This is a genomic window from Desertibaculum subflavum (genome assembly GCA_003576705.1).
In the GTDB taxonomy this organism is placed as follows: domain Bacteria; phylum Pseudomonadota; class Alphaproteobacteria; order Ferrovibrionales; family Ferrovibrionaceae; genus Desertibaculum; species Desertibaculum subflavum.
Window position 1 is genome coordinate 1 of sequence record QOZS01000072.1, and the last position, 21455, is coordinate 21455.

Sequence of the window (21455 nt, forward strand, 5' to 3'; positions counted from 1 at the left end):
CCGAGGCCCGCGGCTGCGGCGCCGGCCGCCGCGCCTGCCGCGCCGCCGCCTGCCGCGCCGGTCGCGATTCCGCCCGGCGATTACGAGGAAGTGCCGCTCAGCGGCATGCGCAAGACCATCGCGCGCCGCCTGACCGAGGCGAAACGCGACATCCCGCACATCTATCTGACGGTAGATTGCGAGCTCGACGCGCTGCTCGATCTCAGGAAGCAGCTCAACGCCAAGCTCAGCGAAGGCAAGATGTCGGTCAACGACATGATCATCAAGGCCTGCGCGCTGGCCTTGAAGAAGGTGCCGAAGGCCAATGCCGTCTGGGGCGGCGACAAGGTGCTGCTGTCGAAGAACTTCGACGTCTCGGTCGCGGTGGCGCTCGACGAAGGCCTGATCACGCCGATCGTGCGCAATGCCGACCGCAAGGGCTTCAGCGAGATCGGCGCCGAGATGCGCGCGCTGGCGAGCCGGGCCCGCGCCGGCAAGCTGAAGCTGGACGAGTTCCAGGGCGGCGCCTTCTCGGTCTCCAATCTCGGCATGTTCGGCATCAAGGATTTCTGCGCCGTGATCAACCCGCCGCAGGCAATGATCCTGGCGGTCGGCATCGGCGAGCAGCGCCCCGTCGTGAAGCAGGGCGCGCTTGCCATCGCGACCGTGATGTCGGTGACGCTGTCCTGCGATCACCGCATCGTCGACGGCGCGCTGGGTGCGGAGTGGCTCAAGGTCTTCAAGGGCCTGATCGAAGACCCGCTGACGATGATGCTGTGAGGAGGCCGGTCATGGCCGATACGAATTTCGACCTCATCGTCGTCGGCGGCGGGCCCGGCGGTTACGTGGCGGCGATCCGCTCGGCGCAGCTCGGGCTGAAGACCGCGGTCGTCGAACGCGAGCATCTCGGCGGCATCTGCCTCAACTGGGGCTGCATCCCGACCAAGGCGCTGCTCCGCTCGTCCGAGGTGTATCAAATCATCAAGCATGCCGGCGATTTCGGCTTCAAGGTCGACGGCGTGTCGATCGACTTCGCCAAGATCATCGAGCGCTCGCGCAAGGTGGCGAGCCAGCTCTCCAACGGCGTCCGCCACCTGATGAAGAAGAACAAGATCGAGGTGTTCGACGGCCACGGTGCGCTGGCCGGCTGCGGCAAGCTGAAAGTGACCAAGGACGGCAAGCCGCTCGCCGAGCTCACGGCGAAGCACATCGTGCTGGCGACCGGGGCGCGGGCGCGCTCGCTGCCGGGGCTGGAGCCGGACGGCAAGCTCATCTGGACCTACAAGGAAGCCATGGTGCCGAAGGCGATTCCGAAATCGCTGCTCGTCGTCGGCTCCGGCGCCATCGGCATCGAGTTCGCGAGCTTCTACCGCACGCTCGGCTCGGAGGTGACGGTGGTCGAGGTGCTCGACCGCGTGCTGCCGGTGGAGGACGAAGAGATCTCGGCCATCGCCGCCAAGGCCTTCACGAAGCAGGGCATGAAGCTGAAAGTCGGCACCACGGTGACCGAGCTGAAGAAGGGTGCCGATAACGTCACCGCCACCTTGAAGGACAAAACCGGCAAGACCGAGACCTTGACCGTCGACCGCGTGATCCTCGCCGTCGGCATCGTCGGCAATGTCGAGAATGTCGGCCTGGAGGGCAGCAAGGTGAAGGTCGAGAAGGCCCACGTGGTGATCGACGAATACTGCCGGACGGCTGAGCCCGGCGTCTATGCGATCGGCGACCTCGTCGGCCCGCCCTGGCTCGCGCACAAGGCGATGCACGAGGGCGTGATCTGCGTCGAGAAGATCGCCGGCGTGAAGGGCGTGCACCCGATGCAGGTGACCAACATCCCAGGCTGCACCTATTGCACGCCGCAGGTGGCGAGCGTCGGCCTGACCGAGGCGGCGGCGAAGGCCAAGGGCCACGAGGTGAAGGTCGGCCGCTTCCCCTTCATCGGCAACGGCAAGGCGATCGCGCTTGGGGAGCCGGAGGGCCTGGTGAAGACGGTGTTCGATGCCAAGACGGGGGAGCTGCTCGGCGCGCATATGGTCGGCGCCGAGGTGACCGAGCTGATCCAGGGCTACACGGTGGCCAAGACGCTCGAAACCACCGAGGCCGAGCTGATGCAGACCGTGTTCCCGCACCCGACGCTGTCGGAAATGATGCACGAATCGGTGCTGGCGGCCTATGGCCGCACCCTGCACATCTGAGGATTGCGCTGCCGGCGCTGGAAATGGCTCGTTCAGCGTTCTAGGTCTATCCTGAGATGATGAGCGATCCTGCCCTGCGGCACCCGGAAAAGCGTAACCGGCCGGACAACCCGATCCAGAGGAAGCCTACCTGGATCCGGGTCAAGGCGCCGATGTCGCGCGAGTACAACGAGACCCGCGCGCTGATGCGCCGGCTGAACCTCGCCACGGTCTGCGAGGAGGCGGCCTGCCCGAATATCGGCGAGTGCTGGAAGCAGAAGCACGCGACGGTGATGATCCTGGGCTCGGTCTGCACCCGCGCCTGCGCCTTCTGCAATGTGGCGACCGGGCGGCCGGACCAGCTCGACCCGCATGAGCCGGAGCATGTGGCCGAGGCGGTGGCGACCTTGGGCCTCGCCCATGTCGTGGTCACCTCGGTCGACCGCGACGACCTCGACGATGGCGGCGCGATGCAGTTCGTCCGCACCATTGAATGCGTGCGCGCCACCGCGCCGACCACGACGATCGAGGTGCTGACGCCGGACTTCCTGCGCAAGGCGGGCGCGATCGAGGCGGTGGCGCGGGCGCGGCCCGACGTGTTCAACCACAATCTCGAGACGGTGCCGCGGCTCTACCCGACCATCCGACCCGGCGCGCGCTACTTCGCCTCGCTCCGCCTGCTGCAGAAGGCGAAGGAGGTGGAGCCCTCGGTCTTCACCAAATCCGGCATCATGGTCGGCCTCGGCGAGACCAGGACCGAGGTGATCCAGGTGATGGATGACCTGCGCGCCGCCGATGTCGATTTCCTCACCATCGGCCAGTACCTGCAGCCGACGCCGAAGCACGCCGCGATCGACCGCTTCGTCACGCCCGACGAGTTCGAGGAGTTCAAGCGCCTCGCCTTCGCCAAGGGCTTTCTGATGGTGTCGTCCTCGCCGCTGACGCGGTCCTCGTATTTCGCCGGCGACGACTTCACGCGCCTGCGCGCCGCGCGGGAGGCGCAGCGCGCGGTCGCCAAATGAGTCCGGCCGCGTGACGACGCACGCCGAGAAGCGCGTCCTTCCCTATACGCCGGAGCAGCTGTTCGATCTGGTCGCGGGCGTGGAGCGCTATCCCGAATTCCTGCCCTGGTGCACCGCCGCGCGCATCCGCAGCCGCACCGACAGGCTGATGATCGCCGACATGGCGATCGGCTTCCGCATGATCCGCGAGCGCTTCACCAGCCGCGTCGTGCTGGACCGCCCGCACGCCATCGACGTCACCTATGCCGACGGCCCGTTCAAGCGCCTGACCAACCGCTGGCGCTTCCTGCCGATGCCGGAGGGCTGCGAGATCGACTTCTTCGTCGATTTCGAGTTCCGCTCCAAGCTGCTGGAGAAGATGATCGGCCTGCTGTTCGAGGAAGCCTGCCGCCGCATGATCAGCGCCTTCGAGGGCAGGGCGCGGGCGCTGTACGGTCCCGGGATCGGCGCGGTGGGTCGGCAGCCGCTACCGGGATCCTCCACGGTCGCGTAGCGGATCTACGGCGATGCCGGCGCCTCGATGCCGAGGAAGATTGCCGTCACCGCCACCGTGTTGATCACCACATGGATCACGACCGGCACCCAGAGCGAGCGGCCGCGCTCGCGGGCGAGTGCCAGCATCACGCCGAGCAGCGTCGCGTAGAGCACGTGTTCGAGCTGGATGTGCAGCAGGCCGAAGGGGAGCGCCTGCAGGATGGCGGCGGGAAGGAAGGAGAGGCGGCGACGGAGCCAGCCGAAGATCACGCCGCGGAAGGCGATTTCCTCGGCGAGCGGCGCCAGCAGCGCGGCGAGAAACAGCATGGCCGGCAAGCCGAGATCGGCCAGGCCCCAGCTCATGACGTCGTAGGCCGGCACCTGCACCGGCCGGCCGGTCACCTGCTGGAACAGGCCGACCGCCTGGCGCAGCACCAGCGCCGAGACAAAGACGACGGCGCCCCAGACGAAGAAGTCGCGGAGCCGTGCCGGCTGGAAGCCGAGCGCCGCGAAGGCGCGGGCGCGCCGCGTCAGCAGCAGCGGAAACGCCGCGGCGAGGAAGCCGACATTCTGCACCAGGATCGCGGTGGCGAAATCGAACGAGAACGGCCGCTCGTCCGGCATGTCGGTGCCGCGGGTCAGCCAGAGAACGGCGCCGAAGGCGCCGAACAGGATCACCGCCACCAGCACGATGCCGGCCAGCACTTCGCGACCCGTCGGCGGCGGTTCGGTGGCGGCGCTGTCGGTCGGCAAGATCACAGGTCACCCAGGGTGGCGATGGTGTTGTTCAGGACATGGGCGGCGGTCGGCGCGACGATGCCGCCGGTCAATTCGCGCAACGCGCCGTAGATCATGCCGCTCACGGCGATGGAAATCGCGTAGCCGGGCGGTCCGCCGTGCAGCAGGCCGAACAAAGCGCCGGTCAGGAATATGGTGGGAAGCGCGCCGAGCCTGGCGCGCAGGTGTGCGTAGAGCCAGCCGCGAAACACCAGCTCCTCGACCACCGGGCCGACGACCGAGATGCAGGTCGCGTAGAGAGCGAAGTCGAGCGGGGCAAATCGCAGGCCTTCCAGTTCCGCTCGGATCCCGTCATCCGGCGTGCCGTCCGAAGTCGGCAGCAGGCCGTCGATGGCAAAGTCGGCGACGATATCGAGCATGTAGGCGCCGATCACCAGGACCAGCACATAGCCCCAATCCGTGCGGTCGATCCACAATGCCTCCCGGCCGGCGATATCGCGCCGGCAGAGATAGGGGAGCAGGGCGCTGAGGATCACGACCTCCCAGGCGTAATCGTCGAGCCCGGCGGGCAGCGCCGCCTCGCCGAACAGCGAGAGACCGGGCAGCTGGAACGGCAGGATCGAGCCGTAGCCGAACAGGGTGCCGAGCGCGACATGCAGCGCGACGCCGAGCGCCAGGTCCCGCCCGGTCGGCACCCAGCGGGCCGTAGGTGCAGCGGTGGCGATCAGGCGCGCGCCTGCCGGGCGAGGAGCTGGAGCGCGAGCTCGACCGATTTGAGCCGCACCGGGCCGCGGCCGATCTCGCCGAATTCGCGTCGCTCGTGGATTGTGGTTTTGCCGGCGCGGGCGCAGGCGAAATGCACCAGGCCGACCGGCTTGCCCGGCGTCGCGCCGCCCGGCCCGGCGATACCGGTGACCGAGACGGCGATGTCGACCCTGGCGCGCGCCACGGCGCCCTCCGCCATGGCGCGGGCGACTTCCTCGCTCACCGCGCCGACCCGCGCGATCAGTTCGGGCGGCACGCCCACCAGCTCGCTCTTCGCTTCGTTCGAATAGGTGACGAAGCCGCGCTCCACTACGTCGGAAGAGCCGGCGATTTCGGTCAGCAGGCCGGCGACCAGGCCGCCGGTGCAGCTCTCGGCGGTGGCGAGCTTGAGGCGGCGCGAACGGCATTCGGCGAGCAGGCGCGTCGCGGCATCGATCAGATTGGGCGGGAACATCAGAGCGGCAGCCTTACGGTGGCGGTGGCCTGGGCGGCGATGCCTTCGCCGCGGCCGGTGAAGCCGAGGCGTTCGGTGGTGGTGGCCTTGACGCTGACCCGGTCGAGCGTGAGGCCGAGCGTGGCCGCGATGGCGGCGCGCATCGCTTCGCGATGCGGGCCGATGCGCGGGCGCTCGCAAATCAGGGTGACGTCGACATGGGCGATCATGCCGCCGCGGCGCGCCACCAGCTCCGCCGCGTGGGCGAGGAAGCGGGCGGAGGCGGCGCCCTTCCAGGCCGGGTCCGAAGGCGGGAAGTGCTGGCCGATATCGGCCTCGCCCAGCGCACCCAGGATCGCGTCGGTCAGCGCATGCAGGCCGACATCGGCATCGGAATGGCCGGCGAGGCCGCGGTCGTGCGGCACGGCGACGCCGCAGAGCATCAGCGGCCGCGCCTCGCCGAAGGCATGCGCGTCGAAACCGTGGCCGACGCGGATATCGGCCAGTTCGGCGCTCAGCAGGCGTTCGGCGGTCCGCATGTCGTCGGCCGTGGTCAGCTTCAGGTTGCGCTCGCTGCCGGGCACGGCGCGGACCGGCAGGCCGGCGAGCTCGGCCAGCGCCGAATCGTCGGTCGCCGCAGCATCGGCGAAGCGGCGATGCGCGTCGAGGATCGGCTGGAAGGGAAAGCCCTGCGGCGTCTGGGCGCGCCACAGGCCGGTACGGTCGGGGCCGGTGGCCAGGCCCGTCGCGCTGCCCTGCTTCAGGGTGTCGGCCACCGGCAGCGCCGCCATCGCGCCATGCTGGGCATCGACGGCATCGATGACGGCCGAGATGAGTTCGCGCGGCACCAACGGCCGGGCCGCGTCATGGATCAGCACCTTGGCCGGCGCGAGCGCGGCGAGCGCCTCCAGGCCGGCCCGCACCGATTCCTGCCGGGTGGCGCCGCCGGGAATGGGCGGCCCGATGTCGAAGCCCGCGCTGGCCGCGCGATAGGCCTCGGTATCCTCCGCCCCGATCACCACCCGGATATGATCGAGGGCGGCAATGCCTACGAAGCGGGCGAGGCAATGGGCCAGCACGGGGCGCCCGGCCAGCAGCTGATATTGCTTCGGCACCGGCCCTCCGGCCCGGATTCCCCGTCCGGCAGCAACGATCAGTGCGACGACAGTCATGCAACCACGGTATCCGGCCATCCCTTGGCCGCCAAGCTGGCCGCGCCATCTTCATGTTGCATTGCAGCGGAGATCGTGCATAATTGCCCAAGAAAGCAGCAACAATTATCAATGCTAAAAAAATGAGCATACAGATCGGTGCCGTCACACTCGAGGATCCGGTGATCCTGGCGCCGATGTCGGGCGTGACCGACATGCCGTTCCGCCGCCTGGTCAAGCGGTCGGGCGCCGGGCTTGTCGTGTCCGAGATGATCGCCTCCCAGGCGATGGTGCGGGAGAGCCGCAAGTCGCTGCAGATGGCGCAGAACACGCCCGAGGAATTCCCGATGGCGGTGCAGCTCGCCGGCTGCGAGCCGGAGGTGATGGCCGAGGCGGCGAAGCTGAACGAGGATTGCGGCGCGGCGATCATCGACATCAATATGGGCTGCCCGGTCAAGAAGGTCGTCAACGGCCATGCCGGCTCGGCCCTGATGCGCGATCTTGGCCACGCCGCAAAGATCCTGGAAGCGACGGTGAAGGCGGTGGCGCTGCCCGTCACCTTGAAGATGCGGCTTGGCTGGGACCACGACAGCCGCAACGCCCCGGCGCTCGCGCGCATCGCCGAGGATGCGGGCATCAGGATGGTCACCGTGCATGGCCGCACCCGCTGCCAGTTCTACGAAGGCAGCGCCAACTGGGCCTATGTGCGCGAGGTCAAGGCGGCGGTGAAGATCCCCGTCATCGTCAATGGCGACATCACCAGCATCGAGGATGCGGAGACGGCGCTGGCCGAGTCCGGCGCCGACGGCGTGATGATCGGCCGTGGCGCCTATGGCCGGCCGTGGTTTCCCAAGCAGGTGGCGCATTACCTGAAGACCGGGACGCGATTGCCCGATCCGCCGCTGACCGAGCAGATGGAGACGCTGCTCCAGCACTACCAGGCCATGCTGGAGCATTACGGCGCCGAGCAGGGCAGTCGCCACGCGCGCAAGCATGTCGCCTGGTACGTCAAGGGTCTGCCGGGGGCCGCCGATTTTCGTGACCGCGTGATGCGGATCGCCGATCCCAAGGCGGTGGTGCAGACGGCGCGCGAGTTCTACGCGCCATTGCTCGAACGACGGGCGGCCTGATGCGCCAGGTCCGCCTCTCGCCCGAAGTGATGGTCGATCCCGGGGCGGTTCTGGCGGCATTGTCCGACCCACTGCTGGTGGTCGATTTCGACGGCAACATCCGCTTCGCCAACAGCGCGGCCGAGCAGTTCCTGCAGCAATCGACGCCGCTTCTGTGCCGGCAGAAGCTGAAGGATCTGCTGCCCTTCGGCTCGCCGGTGCTGTCGCTGGTCGCCCAGGTGCAGATCGAGGGCACCACCGTCTCCGAATACGGCATCGAGATCGGGACGCCGAAGATGGAGGCGCAGATCGTCGACGTGAAGGTGAGCCCGCTATTCGATCAGCCGGGCAGCGTCGTGCTCCGCTTCGATCCCCGCGGCATGGCGGAGAAGATGGATCGCCAGCTGACCCATCGCGGCGCGGCCCGCTCGGTGGTCGGCATGGCGGCGATCCTGGCGCACGAGGTGAAGAACCCGCTATCCGGCATCCGCGGCGCGGCGCAACTGCTGGAGCAGAACGCGGCGACCGGCGACCGCGAGCTCACGCGGCTGATCTGCGACGAGACGGACCGGATCTGTGCCCTGGTCGACCGCATGGAGCTGTTCTCCGATCCGCGCGCGGTGGCGATGGGTCCGGTCAACATCCACGAGGTGCTGGAGCACGTCCGCAAGATCGCCCAGACCGGTTTCGCCCGGCACATCAAGATGGTGGAGCGCTACGACCCCTCGCTGCCGCCGGCGCTCGGCAGCCGCGACCTCCTCATCCAGGCGGTGCTCAATCTGGTTAAGAACGCGGCAGAGGCGGTGGGGGACCAGCCCGGCGGCGAGATAATTTTGGGCACCGCGTACCGACATGGCGTGCGTCTTGCAACGCGTGCCGGCGGGGAGAGCACCAAGCTCCCCCTGGAAGTGAGCATCCAGGACAACGGCTCCGGCATCCCAGAGGACATCCAGCCCCACATGTTCGACGCCTTCGTTTCCGGCAAGCCCAAGGGGACCGGACTCGGCCTTGCCCTCGTGGCCAAGATCGTTGGCGATCATGGCGGCGTGATCGAGTTCGACAGCCGGCCCCGGCGCACCGTGTTCCGCCTGCTGCTGCCGCTGCATGACATCGGTCCGGAGGTGGCGCCATGAGCAAGGGCACGATCCTCGTCGCCGACGACGATCGCGGCATCCGCACCGTGCTCGACCAGGCGCTCGGCCGTGTCGGCTATCAGGTGCGATCGGCCGGCACCGCCGCGGCGCTGTGGCGCTGGGTCTCGGACGGCGAAGGCGATCTCGTCATCACCGACGTCGTGATGCCGGACGAGAACGGCCTCGACCTGCTGCCGCGCATCAAGAAGCTGCGCCCCGACCTTCCGATCATCGTGATGAGTGCGCAGAACACGCTGCTCACCGCGGTCAAGGCGACCGAGCGCGGCGCCTACGAATACCTGCCCAAGCCGTTCGACATCCGCCAGCTGATCAACGTGGTCGACCGGGCGCTCAGCCTGCCCAAGCTGCCCCGTGCCGCGGTGGTCGAGCCGGAAGGCGAGAAGCTGCCGCTGATCGGCCGGTCGTCGGCGATGCAGGACATCTACCGCATCCTCGCGCGCCTGATGGCGACCGATCTCACCGTGATGATCGCGGGCGAGAGCGGCACCGGCAAGGAGCTGGTGGCGCGCGCGCTGCACGATTACGGCAAGCGCAAGGGCGGGCCGTTCGTCGCCGTCAACATGGCGGCGATCCCGCGCGAGCTGATCGAGTCCGAGCTGTTCGGCCACGAGAAGGGCGCCTTCACTGGCGCCACCACGCGCTCCGCCGGCCGCTTCGAGCAGGCCGAGGCGGGTACGCTGTTCCTCGACGAGATCGGCGACATGCCGCTCGAGGCGCAGACGCGGCTGCTCCGCGTGCTGCAGCAGGGCGAGTACACCACCGTCGGCGGCCGGGTGCCGCTGAAGACCGATGTGCGCATCATCGCCGCCACCAACCGCGACCTGCGCCAGCTGATCAACCAGGGCCTGTTCCGCGAGGACCTGTTCTACCGGCTGAACGTCGTGCCGATCCGCCTGCCGCCCCTGCGGGAGCGGTCGGAGGATATCCCCGATCTGGTGCGCCACTTCCTGTCGCGCGCCGTGGAGGAGGGGCTGCCGTCGAAGACCATCGCGCCGGACGCGATGGACTATCTGAAGCGCTATCGCTGGCCCGGCAATGTGCGCGAGCTCGAGAACCTCGTTCGGCGCCTCACTGCGCTCTATTCGGAGGAGGTGATCGACCTCACCATCGTCGAGAACGAGCTGGCCGAGCCGCTGCCCTCGCAATCGCGCACCGAGCCCGAATCGGACGAGAGCCTGAACTCGGCGGTGGAGCGGCATCTCTCCCGCTATTTCGAGGCGCATGGCGGCAAGCTGCCGCCGGCCGGGCTGTACGATCGGGTGCTGCGCGAGATCGAGCGTCCGCTGATCTCCCTCTCGCTCGGGGCCACCCGCGGCAACCAGATCCGGGCCGCCCAGCTGCTCGGGCTCAACCGCAACACGCTGCGCAAGAAGATCCGCGACCTGGAAATTCCGGTGATCCGCGGCCTCAAATGAGGCCCGCGGCCATTCCGGGGCTTAATCGACGGCCGGCCTGCCCTTCGCTAGTGTGACGCCGTGGTCGCCGCCGATCCGGATTCCCCTGCCGCCGAGGGCGGCTCCCGCACCCTGGCGCTGGCCCAGGCCCTGATGGCCTGGGCCCGGCGGGTCGGGCTGCTGCGCAAGGCCGCCGTCGCCTGCGGCATCGCCGCCCTGCTCGCCGGAGTCGCGACCTATTTCGTCCTGAGCGGCACGGCGCCGGCGGTGCCGGATCCGGATCTGCTGCGCCTGCTGCTGCTGCTCGATTTCTTCCTGCTGCTGATCCTGGTCGCCTTCGTGGCGACCCGGCTGGTCAGGTTATGGTCGGAACGGCGCGCCAACGCGGCGGGCTCCAGGCTGCATGCCCGCATCGTCGGCCTGTTCACCTTCGTGACGGTCACGCCCACCATCGTCATCGCTGTCTTCTCGGCGATCTTCTTCGACCGCGGGCTGCAGTCCTGGTTCAGCGACCAGGTGCGCACCGCCGTACAGCAATCCAACGTGGTGGCCGAGGCCTATATCGCCGAGCACCGGCGCACCATCACCGCCGACGTCCTGGCGATGGCGACCGACCTCAACCGCGCGGTCTCCGTCTATGCCCGCGACCCGCAGCTGTTCAGCGCGCTGGTCGGCACCCAGGCACGGGTACGGGCGCTGCCGGAAGCGATGGTGGTCGACCGCGGCGGCAACATCCTGGCGCGCAGCGGCCTTGCCTTCCTGATGGAGTTCGAGCGCGTGCCCGACTGGGCCTTCGACCGGGCGCAGACCGGCGAGGTGGTGGTGCTGACCTCGGGCAGCGACGACCGGGTGCGCGCCCTGGTCCGGCTCGACAGCGTGGTCGGCGCCTATCTTTATGTCGGCCGCTTCATCGATTCGCGGGTGCTCGACCATGTCGAGCGCGTGCGCCTTGCGGCCAGCGGCTATCAGCGATTGGCGGCCGCCCGCTCCGGCATCGAGATCACCTTCGCCATGGTCTTCGTGCTGGTCTCGGTGCTGCTGCTGCTGGCCTCGGTGACGTTCGGTCTCGCCATCGCGACCCGGCTGGCGACGCCGATCATCCAGCTGATCAATGCGGCGCAGCGCGTCGGGTCGGGCGACCTCAGCGCCCGGGTCAGGGACAGCGAAGGCAACGACGAACTGGCCCGCCTGTCGCGCGCCTTCAACCGGATGACCGGCCAGATCGAGACCCAGCGCGACGCGCTGGTCTCCGCCAATGCCCAGATCGACGAGCGGCGCCGCTTCACCGAGGCGGTGCTGAGCGGCGTTTCGGCCGGCGTCATCGGTGTCGACGCCGATGGCCGGATCGAGCTGGTCAACCCGTCCGCCTGCCGGATGCTGGCGCTCTCGGCCGACGCGGTGACCGGGCGCATGCTCGATGAAGCGGTGCCGGAATTCACCGAGCTGGCGGAGATGGCCTATGCCGCGGGCGGCGGCCGCCAGGCGCAGGTCAACGTGGTGCGCGACGGCGCGACGCGCAACCTCGTCGTCAACGCCACCATGGAGCGCGGCGAGGCGACGACGGCGGGCATCGTCTTCACCTTCGACGACATGACGCAGCTGGTCGCGGCGCAGCGCCAGGCCGCCTGGGCCGATGTGGCGCGCCGCATCGCGCATGAGATCAAGAACCCGCTGACCCCGATCCAGCTTTCGGCGGAGCGGCTGAAGCGTAAGTACGCCAAGGAGATAAGCTCCGATCCGGAAGTCTTCCATCGCTGCACCGAGACGATCATCCGCCAGGTCGGCGATATCGGCCGCATGGTCGACGAGTTCTCCGCCTTCGCCCGCATGCCGGCGCCGTCCTTCGCGCCGGAGAACCTGCTCGACCTGGTGCGTCAGGGCGTGTTCCCGCAGCAGATGGCGCTGCCCGAGATCGCCTATCGCATCGAGGCGCCCGACGAGCCGCTGGTGGTCCGGTGCGACCGGCGCCAGATCGCGCAGGTGCTGACCAACCTGCTGAAGAACGCCGCCGAGGCGATCGACGCGCGCCGCGAGCGCGATCCGGATGCGCCCAAGGGCGAGATCCGCCTGCGGCTGTCCAGAGACGGGGCCCGGGCCGTGGTCGAGATCATCGACAACGGCAAGGGCCTGCCGGTGGAGGATCGCCACCGCCTGACCGAGCCCTATGTGACGACGCGCACCAAGGGCACCGGTCTCGGGCTTGCCATCGTCAAGAAGATCGTAGAAGAACATGCGGGGCAGATATCGCTCGGCGACGCCGAAGGCGGTGGGGCGGTGGTCCGGTTCACGCTGCCGCTCGTCGCCGACGCCACCACGGCGCCGGAGCGCGGCGGGGAGACCGCGGTGGCGCAGGACAAGGTCGCTTGAATGGCGCATGACATCCTGATCGTCGACGACGAGGACGACATCCGCGATCTGATCGCCGGTGTCCTGGAGGACGACGGCTACGGCACCCGCGGCGCGAAGACCGACGAGGAGGCGCTGGGCGCCGTCGCCGCGCGGGCGCCGTCGCTGCTCATTCTCGACATCTGGCTGCAGGGCAGCCGGCGCGACGGGCTGGAGCTGCTCGACATCGTCAAGCGCGATCATCCCGATCTGCCGGTGATCATGATCAGCGGCCACGGCAATATCGAGACGGCGGTCTCGGCCATCCATCGCGGCGCCTACGATTTCATCGAGAAGCCGTTCAAGGCCGACCGGCTGCTGCTGCAGGTCTCGCGCGCCATCGAGGCGGCGCGGCTGCGCCAGGAAGTGCGCGAGCTCAAGGTCCGCGCCGGCAACGGCCTCGAGCTGATCGGCGATTCGCCGGTCATGCACGCGGTGCGCCAGGCGATCGACCGCATCGCGCCGACCAACAGCCGCGTGCTGATCAGCGGCCCGCCGGGCGCCGGCAAGGAAGTGGTGGCCCGCTCGCTGCACGCGCATTCGCGCCGGGCGGACGGGCCCTTCGTGATCCTGAACGCCGCGGCGATGGCGCCGGAGCGCATGGAGGTGGAGCTGTTCGGCGTCGAGAGCGGCGCCGCGCCGGAGCTGCGCCGCCGCACCGGCGTGCTGGAGCAGGCGCATGGCGGCACGCTATTCGTCGACGAGGTCGCCGAGATGCCGGTCGAGACCCAGTCGAAGATCCTGCGCGTGCTGATCGACCAGTCGTTCGAACGGGTCGGCGGCGCCAACAAGGTGCAGGTCGACGTCCGGGTGATCAGCGCGACCAGCCGCGACCTGGCAACCGAGATGGCCGCCGGCCGGTTCCGGCAGGATCTGTTCCACCGCCTCAACGTGGTGCCGATCGCCGTGCCCTCGCTGCGCGAGCGGCGGGAGGACATCCCGATGCTGGTGCGGCATTTCATGCGCCGCGAGGCGGAGGCGCACGGCCTGCCGCCGCGGGAGATCGGCGAGGACGCGATCGCCGTGCTGCAGACCGCCGACTGGCCCGGCAATGTCCGCGAGCTGCGCAACATCGTGGCCCGCATGCTGATCATGGCGCCGGGCGATGCGCGCACGCCGATCGGCGCCGAGATGCTGCCGAACGACCTGTCGGGCGTCGCCCGGGTCGGGTTTCGCCGGGAGCGCCGCGACGAGCTGATGTCGCTGCCGCTGCGCGAGGCGCGCGAGCTGTTCGAGCGGGAATACCTGCTGGCCCAGGTGACCCGTTTCGGCGGCAACATCTCGCGCACGGCGAGCTTCGTCGGCATGGAGCGCTCGGCGCTGCATCGCAAGTTGAAATCGCTCGGGGTCCAGACCAGCGAGCGCGGGCTGACGATCCAGCACTGACGGGCAGAGCCGGGCGAGGAGCGGGCCATTGAAGGTCATCGTCTGCGGTGCCGGCCAGGTCGGCGCGAACATCGCGCGCGAACTGGCCCGCGAGAACAACGATGTCACCGTCGTCGACAACCGGCCGGAGGCGGTGAGCCGGCTCACCGGCGCGCACGACCTGCGCGCGATCGTCGGCTGGGCCTCCCTGCCCGACGTGCTGGAGCAGGCCGGCGCCGCCGAGGCCGACATGCTGATCGCGGTGACGCACAGCGACGAGGTCAACATGGTCGCCTGCCAGGTGGCCCATTCGCTGTTCCGCACGCCGACCAAGATCGCCCGCGTGCGCCATCAGGGCTACCTCAAGCCGCATTGGCGCGGCCTCTACAGCGACGCCGAGCTGCCGATCGACACCATCATCTCGCCGGAGATCGAGGTGGCGCGCTCGGTCGAGCGGCAGCTTTCCGTGCCCGGCGCGGTCGAGGTGGTGCCGTTCTGCGAGGATCGCGTGCGCCTGGTCGGCACCCGGCTCGACGAGAGCTGCCCGATCCTGAACACGCCGCTCCGCTCGCTGACCGAGCTGTTCCCCGGCCTGCAGGCGGTGATCGTCGGCATCCAGCGCAACGAGAAGCTGATCGTGCCGACGGACGAGGACATGCTGCTGCCGCGCGACGAAGTGCATTTCGTCGCCTCCACCGACCATGTCGCCCGCGCCATGTCGCTGTTCGGCCACGAGGAGGCGGCGGCCCGCCACATCGTGATCGCCGGCGCCGGCAATATCGGCAGCTTCCTCGCCGAGCAGATCGAGGCCGCGCATCCGAACGTGCGGCTGAAGATCATCGACCGCTCGCCGGAGCGCTCCGAGCTCGCCGCCGACCGGCTGTCCCGCGCCATCGTGCTGAAGGGCGATGCGCTGGATGTCGACCTGCTGCGCGAAGCCGGCGTCCCTTCCGCCGAGACCTTGGTGGCGCTGACCAATGACGACGAGACCAACATCCTGGTCTCGCTGCTGGCCAAGCGGCTCGGCTGCCGCCGGGTCGTCACCCTGGTGAACAACCATGTCTACGAGCCGCTGCTGCCCTCGCTTGGCATAGACGTTGCTTTTAATCCGCGCACCACCACGGTCTCGACCATCCTCACCCAGGTGCGCCGGGGGCGGATCAAGAACCTCTACTCGGTCGGCGACGGCTCGGCCGAGGTGGTGGAGGCGGAGGCGCTCGCCACCTCGCCCCTGGTCGGCAAGCCGCTGCGCGAGATCGCCCTGCCGGACGGCATGATCATCGGCGCCGTCGTGCGCGGGCCGAAGGTGATCCTGCCGCGCGGTGCGACGGTGGTGGAGGCGAAGGACCGGGTGGTGATGTTCGCGCTGAAGGATCGCGTCAAGGCGCTGGAGAAGCTGTTCGCGGTCCGGCTAGAATTCTTCTGAGATCGAGGGAAGCAGATGTCGCGTGTTGCCTATGTCGATGGCCGCTATGTGCCGCATGGCCGTGCCACGACCCATATCGAGGATCGCGGCTACCAGTTCGCCGATGGCATCTACGAGGTGATCGCCGTGTCCGGCGGCCGGCTGGTGGATGACGAGGGCCATCTGGTGCGGCTGCACCGTTCGCTCAGCGAGCTGCGCATCGAGTGGCGCATGTCGGACCGGGCGCTGCTCGCCGTGCTGCGCGAGCTGGTCCGGCGCAACGGCGTGAGCGAAGGCAGCGTGTACCTGCAGATCAGCCGCGGCGTGGCGCGCCGCGACCATCCCTTCCCGAAAGCGTCCCGGCCGGTGCTGGTCGCGACCGCCAAGCGGATGGATTTCGCCGGCGTCGCCGAGCGGCAATCGAAGGGCGTCGCCGTGATCACGACGCCCGACATCCGCTGGGGCCGCTGCGACATCAAGACGGTCGCGCTGCTGCCCAACGTGCTGGCCAAGCAGGCGGCGCGGGAGCAGGGCGCCTACGAGGCCTGGCTGGTCGACGAGGAAGGCCGCGTCACCGAAGGCTCCTCGACCAATGCCTGGATCGTCGACCAGGACGGCAACCTGATCACCCGCAAGGCCGACAACTCGATCCTGAACGGCATCACCCGCATCGCCGTGCTGGGCCAGGCGGCGGAGCGGCAGATCCGCGTCATCGAGCGGCCGTTCACGGTGGCCGAGGCGAAGGCGGCGCGCGAGGCGTTCATCACCTCCACCACATCCTTCGTGATGCCGGTCACCAGCATCGATGGCGCAAAGATCGGCGACGGCAAGCCCGGCAAAGTCGCGAGCGCCCTGATCGGCGCCTACCGCGACCACATGGCGGCGTGATGCTCCACGAAAAAGCCCTCTCCGCCCTCGAAGAGGGGGGAGAGGGTTGGGTGAGGTGGGGAGGATGCGGGTTGAGAAAATGCGCGCGCGCGGATGCGTTGCGCACCTACGATTCTCGTCGAGAAGCGGCGCGCCCCACCTCTCCCAAACCCTCTCCGCCCCTAAGGGGCAGAGAGGGCTTACCCTGCGACCGGCGGTTCAATCTGAGCACATACCGCACAAGCTTCGTTGGTTAACCGCCACGGGGTTGCTTCGCGCGCCCGCTTGCACCATCTTCTGGAACCAGCCGTCCGGCGAAAGGGCGGCGTAACGACAAAACAGGTGAACCATGGCCGTCGAGAAGCCGCAGAACGTGCAGGATGTTTTCCTGAACCACGTCCGCAAGAACAAGCTTCCCGTGACAGTTTTCCTCATCAACGGCGTCAAGCTGCAGGGCGTCATCAGCTGGTTCGACAACTTCTCGGTGCTGCTGCGCCGCGACGGCCACGTCCAGCTGGTCTACAAGCATGCGATCTCCACGGTCATGCCGGCTGGCCCGATCCAGCTGTTCGACCCGGGCGCGCAAGGCACCTCGACCCCGCCGGCGGAGCCGATTCCCCCCGCGCGATGATCAGGATCGCGATACGCATTGACCGCTCCCTCTGACGGCCGCCGCGCCGTCGTCCTGCATCCCTACCTGAAGCGACAGGCCGCCGAGGCCCGGCGCGCGCCGGAGGCACGCCTCGACGAGGCGGCCGGCCTCGCGCGCGCCATCGGTCTCGACATCGCCCATCGGGAGGCGGTGCCGCTCGGCCGCATGCGCCCGGGCAGCCTGATCGGCGAGGGCAAGATCGAGGCGCTCAAGCCGCTGATCGAGGCCGAGCATGTCGAGGTGGTGGTGATCGACGCCGTGGTCTCGCCGGTGCAGCAGCGCAACCTGGAGAAGGCCTGGAAGGCCAAGGTGATCGACCGCACCGGCCTGATCCTGGAGATCTTCGGCGAGCGCGCCCGCACCCGCGAGGGCCGGCTGCAGGTCGAGCTCGCGCATCTCACCTATCAGCGCTCGCGCCTGGTCCGCTCATGGACCCATCTGGAGCGGCAGCGCGGCGGCTTCGGCTTCCTCGGCGGACCCGGCGAGAGCCAGCTCGAAATGGACCGCCGGCTGATCGGCGAGCGCATCGTCAAGATCAAGCGCGAGCTCGAAGGCGTGGTGCAGACGCGCGAGCTGCACAGGAAGAGCCGGCGCAAGGTGCCGTACCCGATCGTGGCGCTGGTCGGCTACACCAATGCCGGCAAGTCGACCTTGTTCAACACGCTGACCCGGGCCGAGGTGCTGGCCGAGGACCTGCTGTTCGCGACCCTCGACCCGACCATGCGCCAGCTGCCGCTGCCGAGCGGGCACAAGGCGATCCTCTCCGACACCGTCGGCTTCATCTCCGACCTGCCGCACCAGCTGGTCGCCGCGTTCCGCGCCACCCTGGAGGAGGTGCTGGAGGCCGACATCATCCTGCATGTGCGCGACGTCTCGCATCCGGACGCGGAGGCGCAGGCGGCGGATGTGCGCGACGTGCTGACCGAGCTCGGCATCGCCGATGGCAGCGAGCGGCCGCTGCTGGAGGCGCTGAACAAGATCGACCGCCTGCCGCCGGAAGAGGCGGCCGAGCTCCGCAACCGCGCGCGCCGCGACCCCGACACGGTGGCGATCTCGGCCATCACCGGCGAGGGCCTCGACGACCTGCTGCACCGGATCGACGAGCGGCTCGGCCGCGGCCGCACCGTGGTTGACCTCGATATCGACCTCGCCGACGGCGCGACGCTCGCCTGGCTGTACCGGCACGGCGAGGTGGTCAGCCGCCGCGATGACGAGGCGGGGGTCGCCCACCTCAAGGTCGGGTTGGAGCCCTCGGCGCTGGCGCGGTTCGAGCGGCGCCGGGCAACGCCGCCGGCGCACTGATCGGGCGCGCTGTCGCCTGATCAGGGCCGGAGGCCGCGCGCGCCGACTGTAGGCAGCGCCAGCATCTCGAACTGCATTCACGGATTCGTGAAGGCTGATTTTAGCGTTTAATTAACCAACCGTTTGCCGAGTGCCGCTTAGCCTCTGCCCAATTCGAATCGGGGCAGAGACATGGACGAAAGGATCATCTTCCGGCGGAGCAAAGACGGTTTCGAGCTTCAATGCATTGGGCGCTATACGGTCGCTCTTACGATCATGGCGTGCGCGGCGTTGCTGGTAATCGCGGCATGGATCGGTCTGCTGAGTCATTGATCATGAAGCGATCTTGAATCGGCGTCGCACCGCGAGGATGAAGAGCGTGGCGAAAATCGCGGATAGCAGGCCGTGAATTACGAGCCAGAAAGCCAGCCATCCATTCGCTGCCGCAGCGATACTTTTTGCCCCGAAGATGCCGAGCGGATTGAAGGTCGATTGGTTGGTCAGGAAGAAGGCACGTCGCGCCTGTGCCCAGTAGTCTGAACCACTAAGGCCGGCCTGCCATCCGAAGCGGTCTTCGGCGAGGGCCACGCCGTCGGTGACGAGCAGAAGCAGAAACGTTGCCGCGTATAAGCCACCGAACCACAGCAGCGGGCGCAGCATCGATGAACCATAAGAACTGAGACCGGCATAAAGCCAGCTGACGGCCTTGGCGAAATTCTCGTGCTCGCGATCGCGCTCGAACCGCTGTTCGAGCACGTAGAACTTGTTCGCCATCGGATTATTTTCTAAGGCTATCATGTGCGCTCGCAAATTGCGGTAGGCCTGAGCATCCTGCATCTCGTCCGTCTTCTTCTCCGGAAACCTTGTCTCTGGACTGAAGTGCACCGCGCCCGTGAATGGGGAGTCCGGTTTCGGCGGTGGGCACTGGATCGATAGTATGCCGCCGCCCTTCATGATGCAGTCGCCTACCACCTTCGACCCGATTTGGAGCCTGCCGATCCAACAATTTTCGATCAGAATCTCGTTGATCGCATGCAGCACAAGCCTTCCGACGAACATGTCCTTGATATGGACATACCTGCAATTGTTGGCGTCTACGATCCCCGCCCCCCAGCCGGTCAGTGCCACACTTCTTCCCGGGCAGCTGATTTTCAGCTCGGCAACGAAATGGTCCTTCATCCCGCGTCCGTGCAGCGTTGGCAGCTGGGCGGGAACCTGCAGCCGCGCGGAAGCGAGGTCCTCCTTTGGCATGGCCTCGATCCATGCGGTGAATGCTGCGAAATGGGCCGTATCCTCCTGCCCCGATACTTGATGCAGCTTTCTCCACGCGCTGAGCGACACATCCAAGGAGCCTGCCCGCGGAGGATGGGACCGTAACCAGTTGCGAAACTCCTGCTCCTCCTTCGCGCCCCTATTGCCGAACATTTCGGCCTCCCCCCATGCTGGATCCGATCCTACTGGTGCCGCGACGTCGCCGGCCCGCGCGCCGCCATACTGGCGAAGGGCGATATCTGTTCCGGCAGCATCACCGAGCCGAAAGCGTGGCGATGTCAGCGACGCGGATCAGCCAACCTTCACTTCGTCGTCGCCCAGATGAGCAGTGCCAGAAACGTGACGCCGGCGCCGACGGCGAGGCATTTCATCAGAATACGGATTCTGAATTTCGCATCCGCGAGGCGCTTAACATCGTCGGTAAGAAAGAGCCGAAATCGGTCCGGCATCTGCTCTTCGACCTTTATCACGGCCTGGCGATATGCGTGCTGCTGTTGGTCGCTCCGCCAGATGCAGAAGTACCAGGAGGCCGCAATGGCGATGCCCCATATTGGTATCCACCACGAAGAGCCGGGTGCCGATTTGGCGATCTCGCCCGCCGACAGACCCGCCAACAAGGTCAAGGCCAGCAGGTGTGCGATGTTCACCTGCCAGAAGCTGTTCGTCTCAGCGGCTAGCAAGTTCAATGCGGTCTGCTGCACCGTCGCGATGTCGATCTGGTCGGACTGGTTCGCGGCGACATCCGGCTGCTCCCCAAGCATGCTTGGCCCCCGCTCGATTCGAAAAGCCCTGCCAATCCATATCGCGTTGCCGGGCCTCAACCAAAGCTAGAAGGCGACTAGAATGCATTGAGGGTGAGGCGCATGCACTGGCTGGACCTGAAGGGATGGTTGTCGGTCGTCGGGCTAATCTGCGATTTGATCGGGGCGGGGATGCTGGCGATACCGATGCTGTCGAGTGCAGAGGCGGTCGCGGCCAGGATCACAGCGTGGCGACGCCGGTTGCTCATCTGGCATACAGTTCAGGGCCAGTTGCCGACACGGCCTACTATCCTCGAAATCTCGTTTGTTGTGATGTTAATTGTGATGCTGTTTTTCTCGATTTCTAAACTTGAATTATTCAATGCTCAGGTTGGCTGGACTATCGCGCGCGGTCTAAGGGAAGTGGCTATAATGACGATTCTGTTTGCGACATTCTATCTACTTTCAACTTTGATCTCGAAGTTCATCGCGGCGTCCCTGGCGTGGGTAGCAGCGGGAGTGGATCGCTCCCGCGAGCGCAAGATGGGCTGGATCGGCTATGGCATCCTGTCGGTCGGCTTCACGCTGCAGGCGGTTGTGAACTTTCTCCCATCGACGACGTCGCCTTGAGTCCGACGCCGGAAGAAACTCTGCTTCGGTCGGTTGCCGTGGATGCTGTCGCTGTCCGAGTCCGCTTGGCAGGATGGTCGGCTCCCGAGTGGAAAATACTGGCGGAAATTTTGCGCCTAGTGTAATATTATTTTGTGCCTCAGACCAACGCGGCACGGCTCTTTTAGATCGTGAACCAGCATCCGAAGCCCTCACCCCGGTCCTTTCCCGTGGTGCGGGAAAGGAAAAACTACGCCCCTGGAAGAGATGTCGCGAGCTTGCTGCCAGACCGTCCCGGTCCGACCGCTGCAGACCAGGGTCCAGCCGCACTTGACAGAGTTTAGCATCACGTGCGAGCCGCCTTAGAGGCGGAACAGGAGCGCCGCGGAACAGGAGCGCCGCGGAACAGGAGCGCCGCGGAACAGGAGCGCCGCGGAACAGGAGCGCCGCGGAACAGGAGCGCCGCGGAACAGGAGCGCCGCGGAA

The 21455-nt window shown here is 67.5% G+C and carries 20 protein-coding genes; 14 read left to right on the forward strand and 6 right to left on the reverse strand.

All coding sequences use genetic code 11. The features are described 5' to 3' along the window. From DT074_RS24970 to DT074_RS24985, 4 genes are all read left to right on the forward strand, one after another. Nucleotides 1–759 (forward strand): 2-oxo acid dehydrogenase subunit E2 (locus tag DT074_RS24970; protein WP_368744892.1); only part of this gene is annotated, 759 nt, incomplete at its 5' end. Between the two features lie 11 nt (nucleotides 760–770). Continuing rightward, nucleotides 771–2174: a dihydrolipoyl dehydrogenase gene (gene lpdA / locus DT074_RS24975; RefSeq protein WP_119422583.1), complete on the forward strand. Its 1404-nt coding sequence runs from the start codon at nucleotides 771–773 to the stop codon at nucleotides 2172–2174. A 59-nt stretch (nucleotides 2175–2233) separates the two neighbouring features. Then, nucleotides 2234–3175, forward strand: a complete 942-nt coding sequence (gene lipA / locus DT074_RS24980) for a lipoyl synthase (protein WP_438503710.1) — start codon at nucleotides 2234–2236, stop codon at nucleotides 3173–3175. Nucleotides 3176–3185: 10 nt separating this feature from the next. Next, nucleotides 3186–3668, forward strand: a complete 483-nt coding sequence (locus tag DT074_RS24985; protein WP_119422585.1) for a type II toxin-antitoxin system RatA family toxin — start codon at nucleotides 3186–3188, stop codon at nucleotides 3666–3668. A gap of 5 nt (nucleotides 3669–3673) precedes the next feature. On the opposite strand, the gene DT074_RS24990 is transcribed toward DT074_RS24985, so the two are convergent. Genes DT074_RS24990 through DT074_RS25005 form a run of 4 tightly spaced genes read right to left on the reverse strand, consistent with a single transcriptional unit; the run spans nucleotide 3674 to nucleotide 6778 of the window. Next, complete coding sequence (locus tag DT074_RS24990; RefSeq protein WP_162915211.1) at nucleotides 3674–4402, reverse strand: CPBP family intramembrane glutamic endopeptidase; 729 nt, start codon at nucleotides 4400–4402, stop codon at nucleotides 3674–3676. Between the two features lie 2 nt (nucleotides 4403–4404). Next, nucleotides 4405–5082: a CPBP family intramembrane glutamic endopeptidase gene (locus tag DT074_RS24995; RefSeq protein WP_119422587.1), complete on the reverse strand. Its 678-nt coding sequence runs from the start codon at nucleotides 5080–5082 to the stop codon at nucleotides 4405–4407. Nucleotides 5083–5111: 29 nt separating this feature from the next. Next, the gene (locus DT074_RS25000) at nucleotides 5112–5606 is read right to left on the reverse strand and encodes a CinA family protein (protein ID WP_119422588.1); all 495 of its coding nucleotides are present in this window, start codon (nucleotides 5604–5606) and stop codon (nucleotides 5112–5114) included. Beyond that, on the reverse strand, nucleotides 5606–6778 hold the full coding sequence (locus DT074_RS25005) for a bifunctional 2-C-methyl-D-erythritol 4-phosphate cytidylyltransferase/2-C-methyl-D-erythritol 2,4-cyclodiphosphate synthase (protein WP_438503711.1): 1173 nt from the start codon (nucleotides 6776–6778) through the stop codon (nucleotides 5606–5608). The genes DT074_RS25000 and DT074_RS25005 overlap by 1 nt, the downstream gene beginning before the upstream one ends. 101 nt (nucleotides 6779–6879) lie before the next feature. Here DT074_RS25005 and dusB point away from each other — a divergent pair, with 101 nt between their 5' ends. From dusB to hflX, 9 genes are all read left to right on the forward strand, one after another. Further along, complete coding sequence (gene dusB, locus DT074_RS25010; RefSeq protein ID WP_119422590.1) at nucleotides 6880–7866, forward strand: tRNA dihydrouridine synthase DusB; 987 nt, start codon at nucleotides 6880–6882, stop codon at nucleotides 7864–7866. Continuing rightward, on the forward strand, nucleotides 7866–8978 hold the full coding sequence (locus tag DT074_RS25015; protein WP_119422591.1) for a two-component system sensor histidine kinase NtrB: 1113 nt from the start codon (nucleotides 7866–7868) through the stop codon (nucleotides 8976–8978). Before dusB ends, DT074_RS25015 begins: the two co-directional genes overlap by 1 nt. Continuing rightward, a complete protein-coding gene (ntrC, locus tag DT074_RS25020) occupies nucleotides 8975–10414 on the forward strand; it encodes a nitrogen regulation protein NR(I) (protein ID WP_119422592.1) in 1440 nt (479 codons plus the stop codon). The genes DT074_RS25015 and ntrC overlap by 4 nt, the downstream gene beginning before the upstream one ends. Nucleotides 10415–10474: 60 nt before the next feature. After that, nucleotides 10475–12760, forward strand: a complete 2286-nt coding sequence (locus DT074_RS25025) for a sensor histidine kinase NtrY-like (protein WP_119422593.1) — start codon at nucleotides 10475–10477, stop codon at nucleotides 12758–12760. Then, a complete protein-coding gene (ntrX, locus tag DT074_RS25030) occupies nucleotides 12761–14164 on the forward strand; it encodes a nitrogen assimilation response regulator NtrX (RefSeq protein WP_119422594.1) in 1404 nt (467 codons plus the stop codon). 28 nt (nucleotides 14165–14192) lie between these two features. Then, complete coding sequence (gene trkA, locus DT074_RS25035; RefSeq protein ID WP_119422595.1) at nucleotides 14193–15569, forward strand: Trk system potassium transporter TrkA; 1377 nt, start codon at nucleotides 14193–14195, stop codon at nucleotides 15567–15569. 15 nt (nucleotides 15570–15584) lie between these two features. Beyond that, nucleotides 15585–16436, forward strand: coding sequence for a D-amino-acid transaminase (locus tag DT074_RS25040; RefSeq protein ID WP_119422596.1), 852 nt, complete (start codon nucleotides 15585–15587; stop codon nucleotides 16434–16436). A 328-nt stretch (nucleotides 16437–16764) separates the two neighbouring features. Continuing rightward, a complete protein-coding gene (hfq, locus tag DT074_RS25045; protein WP_119422597.1) occupies nucleotides 16765–17046 on the forward strand; it encodes an RNA chaperone Hfq in 282 nt (93 codons plus the stop codon). Nucleotides 17047–17064: 18 nt separating this feature from the next. Then, the gene (gene hflX / locus DT074_RS25050; RefSeq protein ID WP_119422598.1) at nucleotides 17065–18369 is read left to right on the forward strand and encodes a GTPase HflX; all 1305 of its coding nucleotides are present in this window, start codon (nucleotides 17065–17067) and stop codon (nucleotides 18367–18369) included. A gap of 312 nt (nucleotides 18370–18681) precedes the next feature. Here hflX and DT074_RS25055 read toward each other — a convergent pair whose 3' ends face one another. Next, complete coding sequence (locus DT074_RS25055) at nucleotides 18682–19773, reverse strand: hypothetical protein (RefSeq protein WP_119422599.1); 1092 nt, start codon at nucleotides 19771–19773, stop codon at nucleotides 18682–18684. Nucleotides 19774–19922: 149 nt separating this feature from the next. Continuing rightward, complete coding sequence (locus DT074_RS25060) at nucleotides 19923–20381, reverse strand: RipA family octameric membrane protein (RefSeq protein ID WP_119422600.1); 459 nt, start codon at nucleotides 20379–20381, stop codon at nucleotides 19923–19925. A gap of 102 nt (nucleotides 20382–20483) precedes the next feature. Between DT074_RS25060 and DT074_RS25065 the strand changes: the two genes are divergently transcribed. Continuing rightward, entirely contained in the window at nucleotides 20484–20990 is a 507-nt protein-coding gene (locus tag DT074_RS25065; protein ID WP_119422601.1) for a hypothetical protein, read from the forward strand. Nucleotides 20991–21455 lie beyond the last annotated feature (465 nt).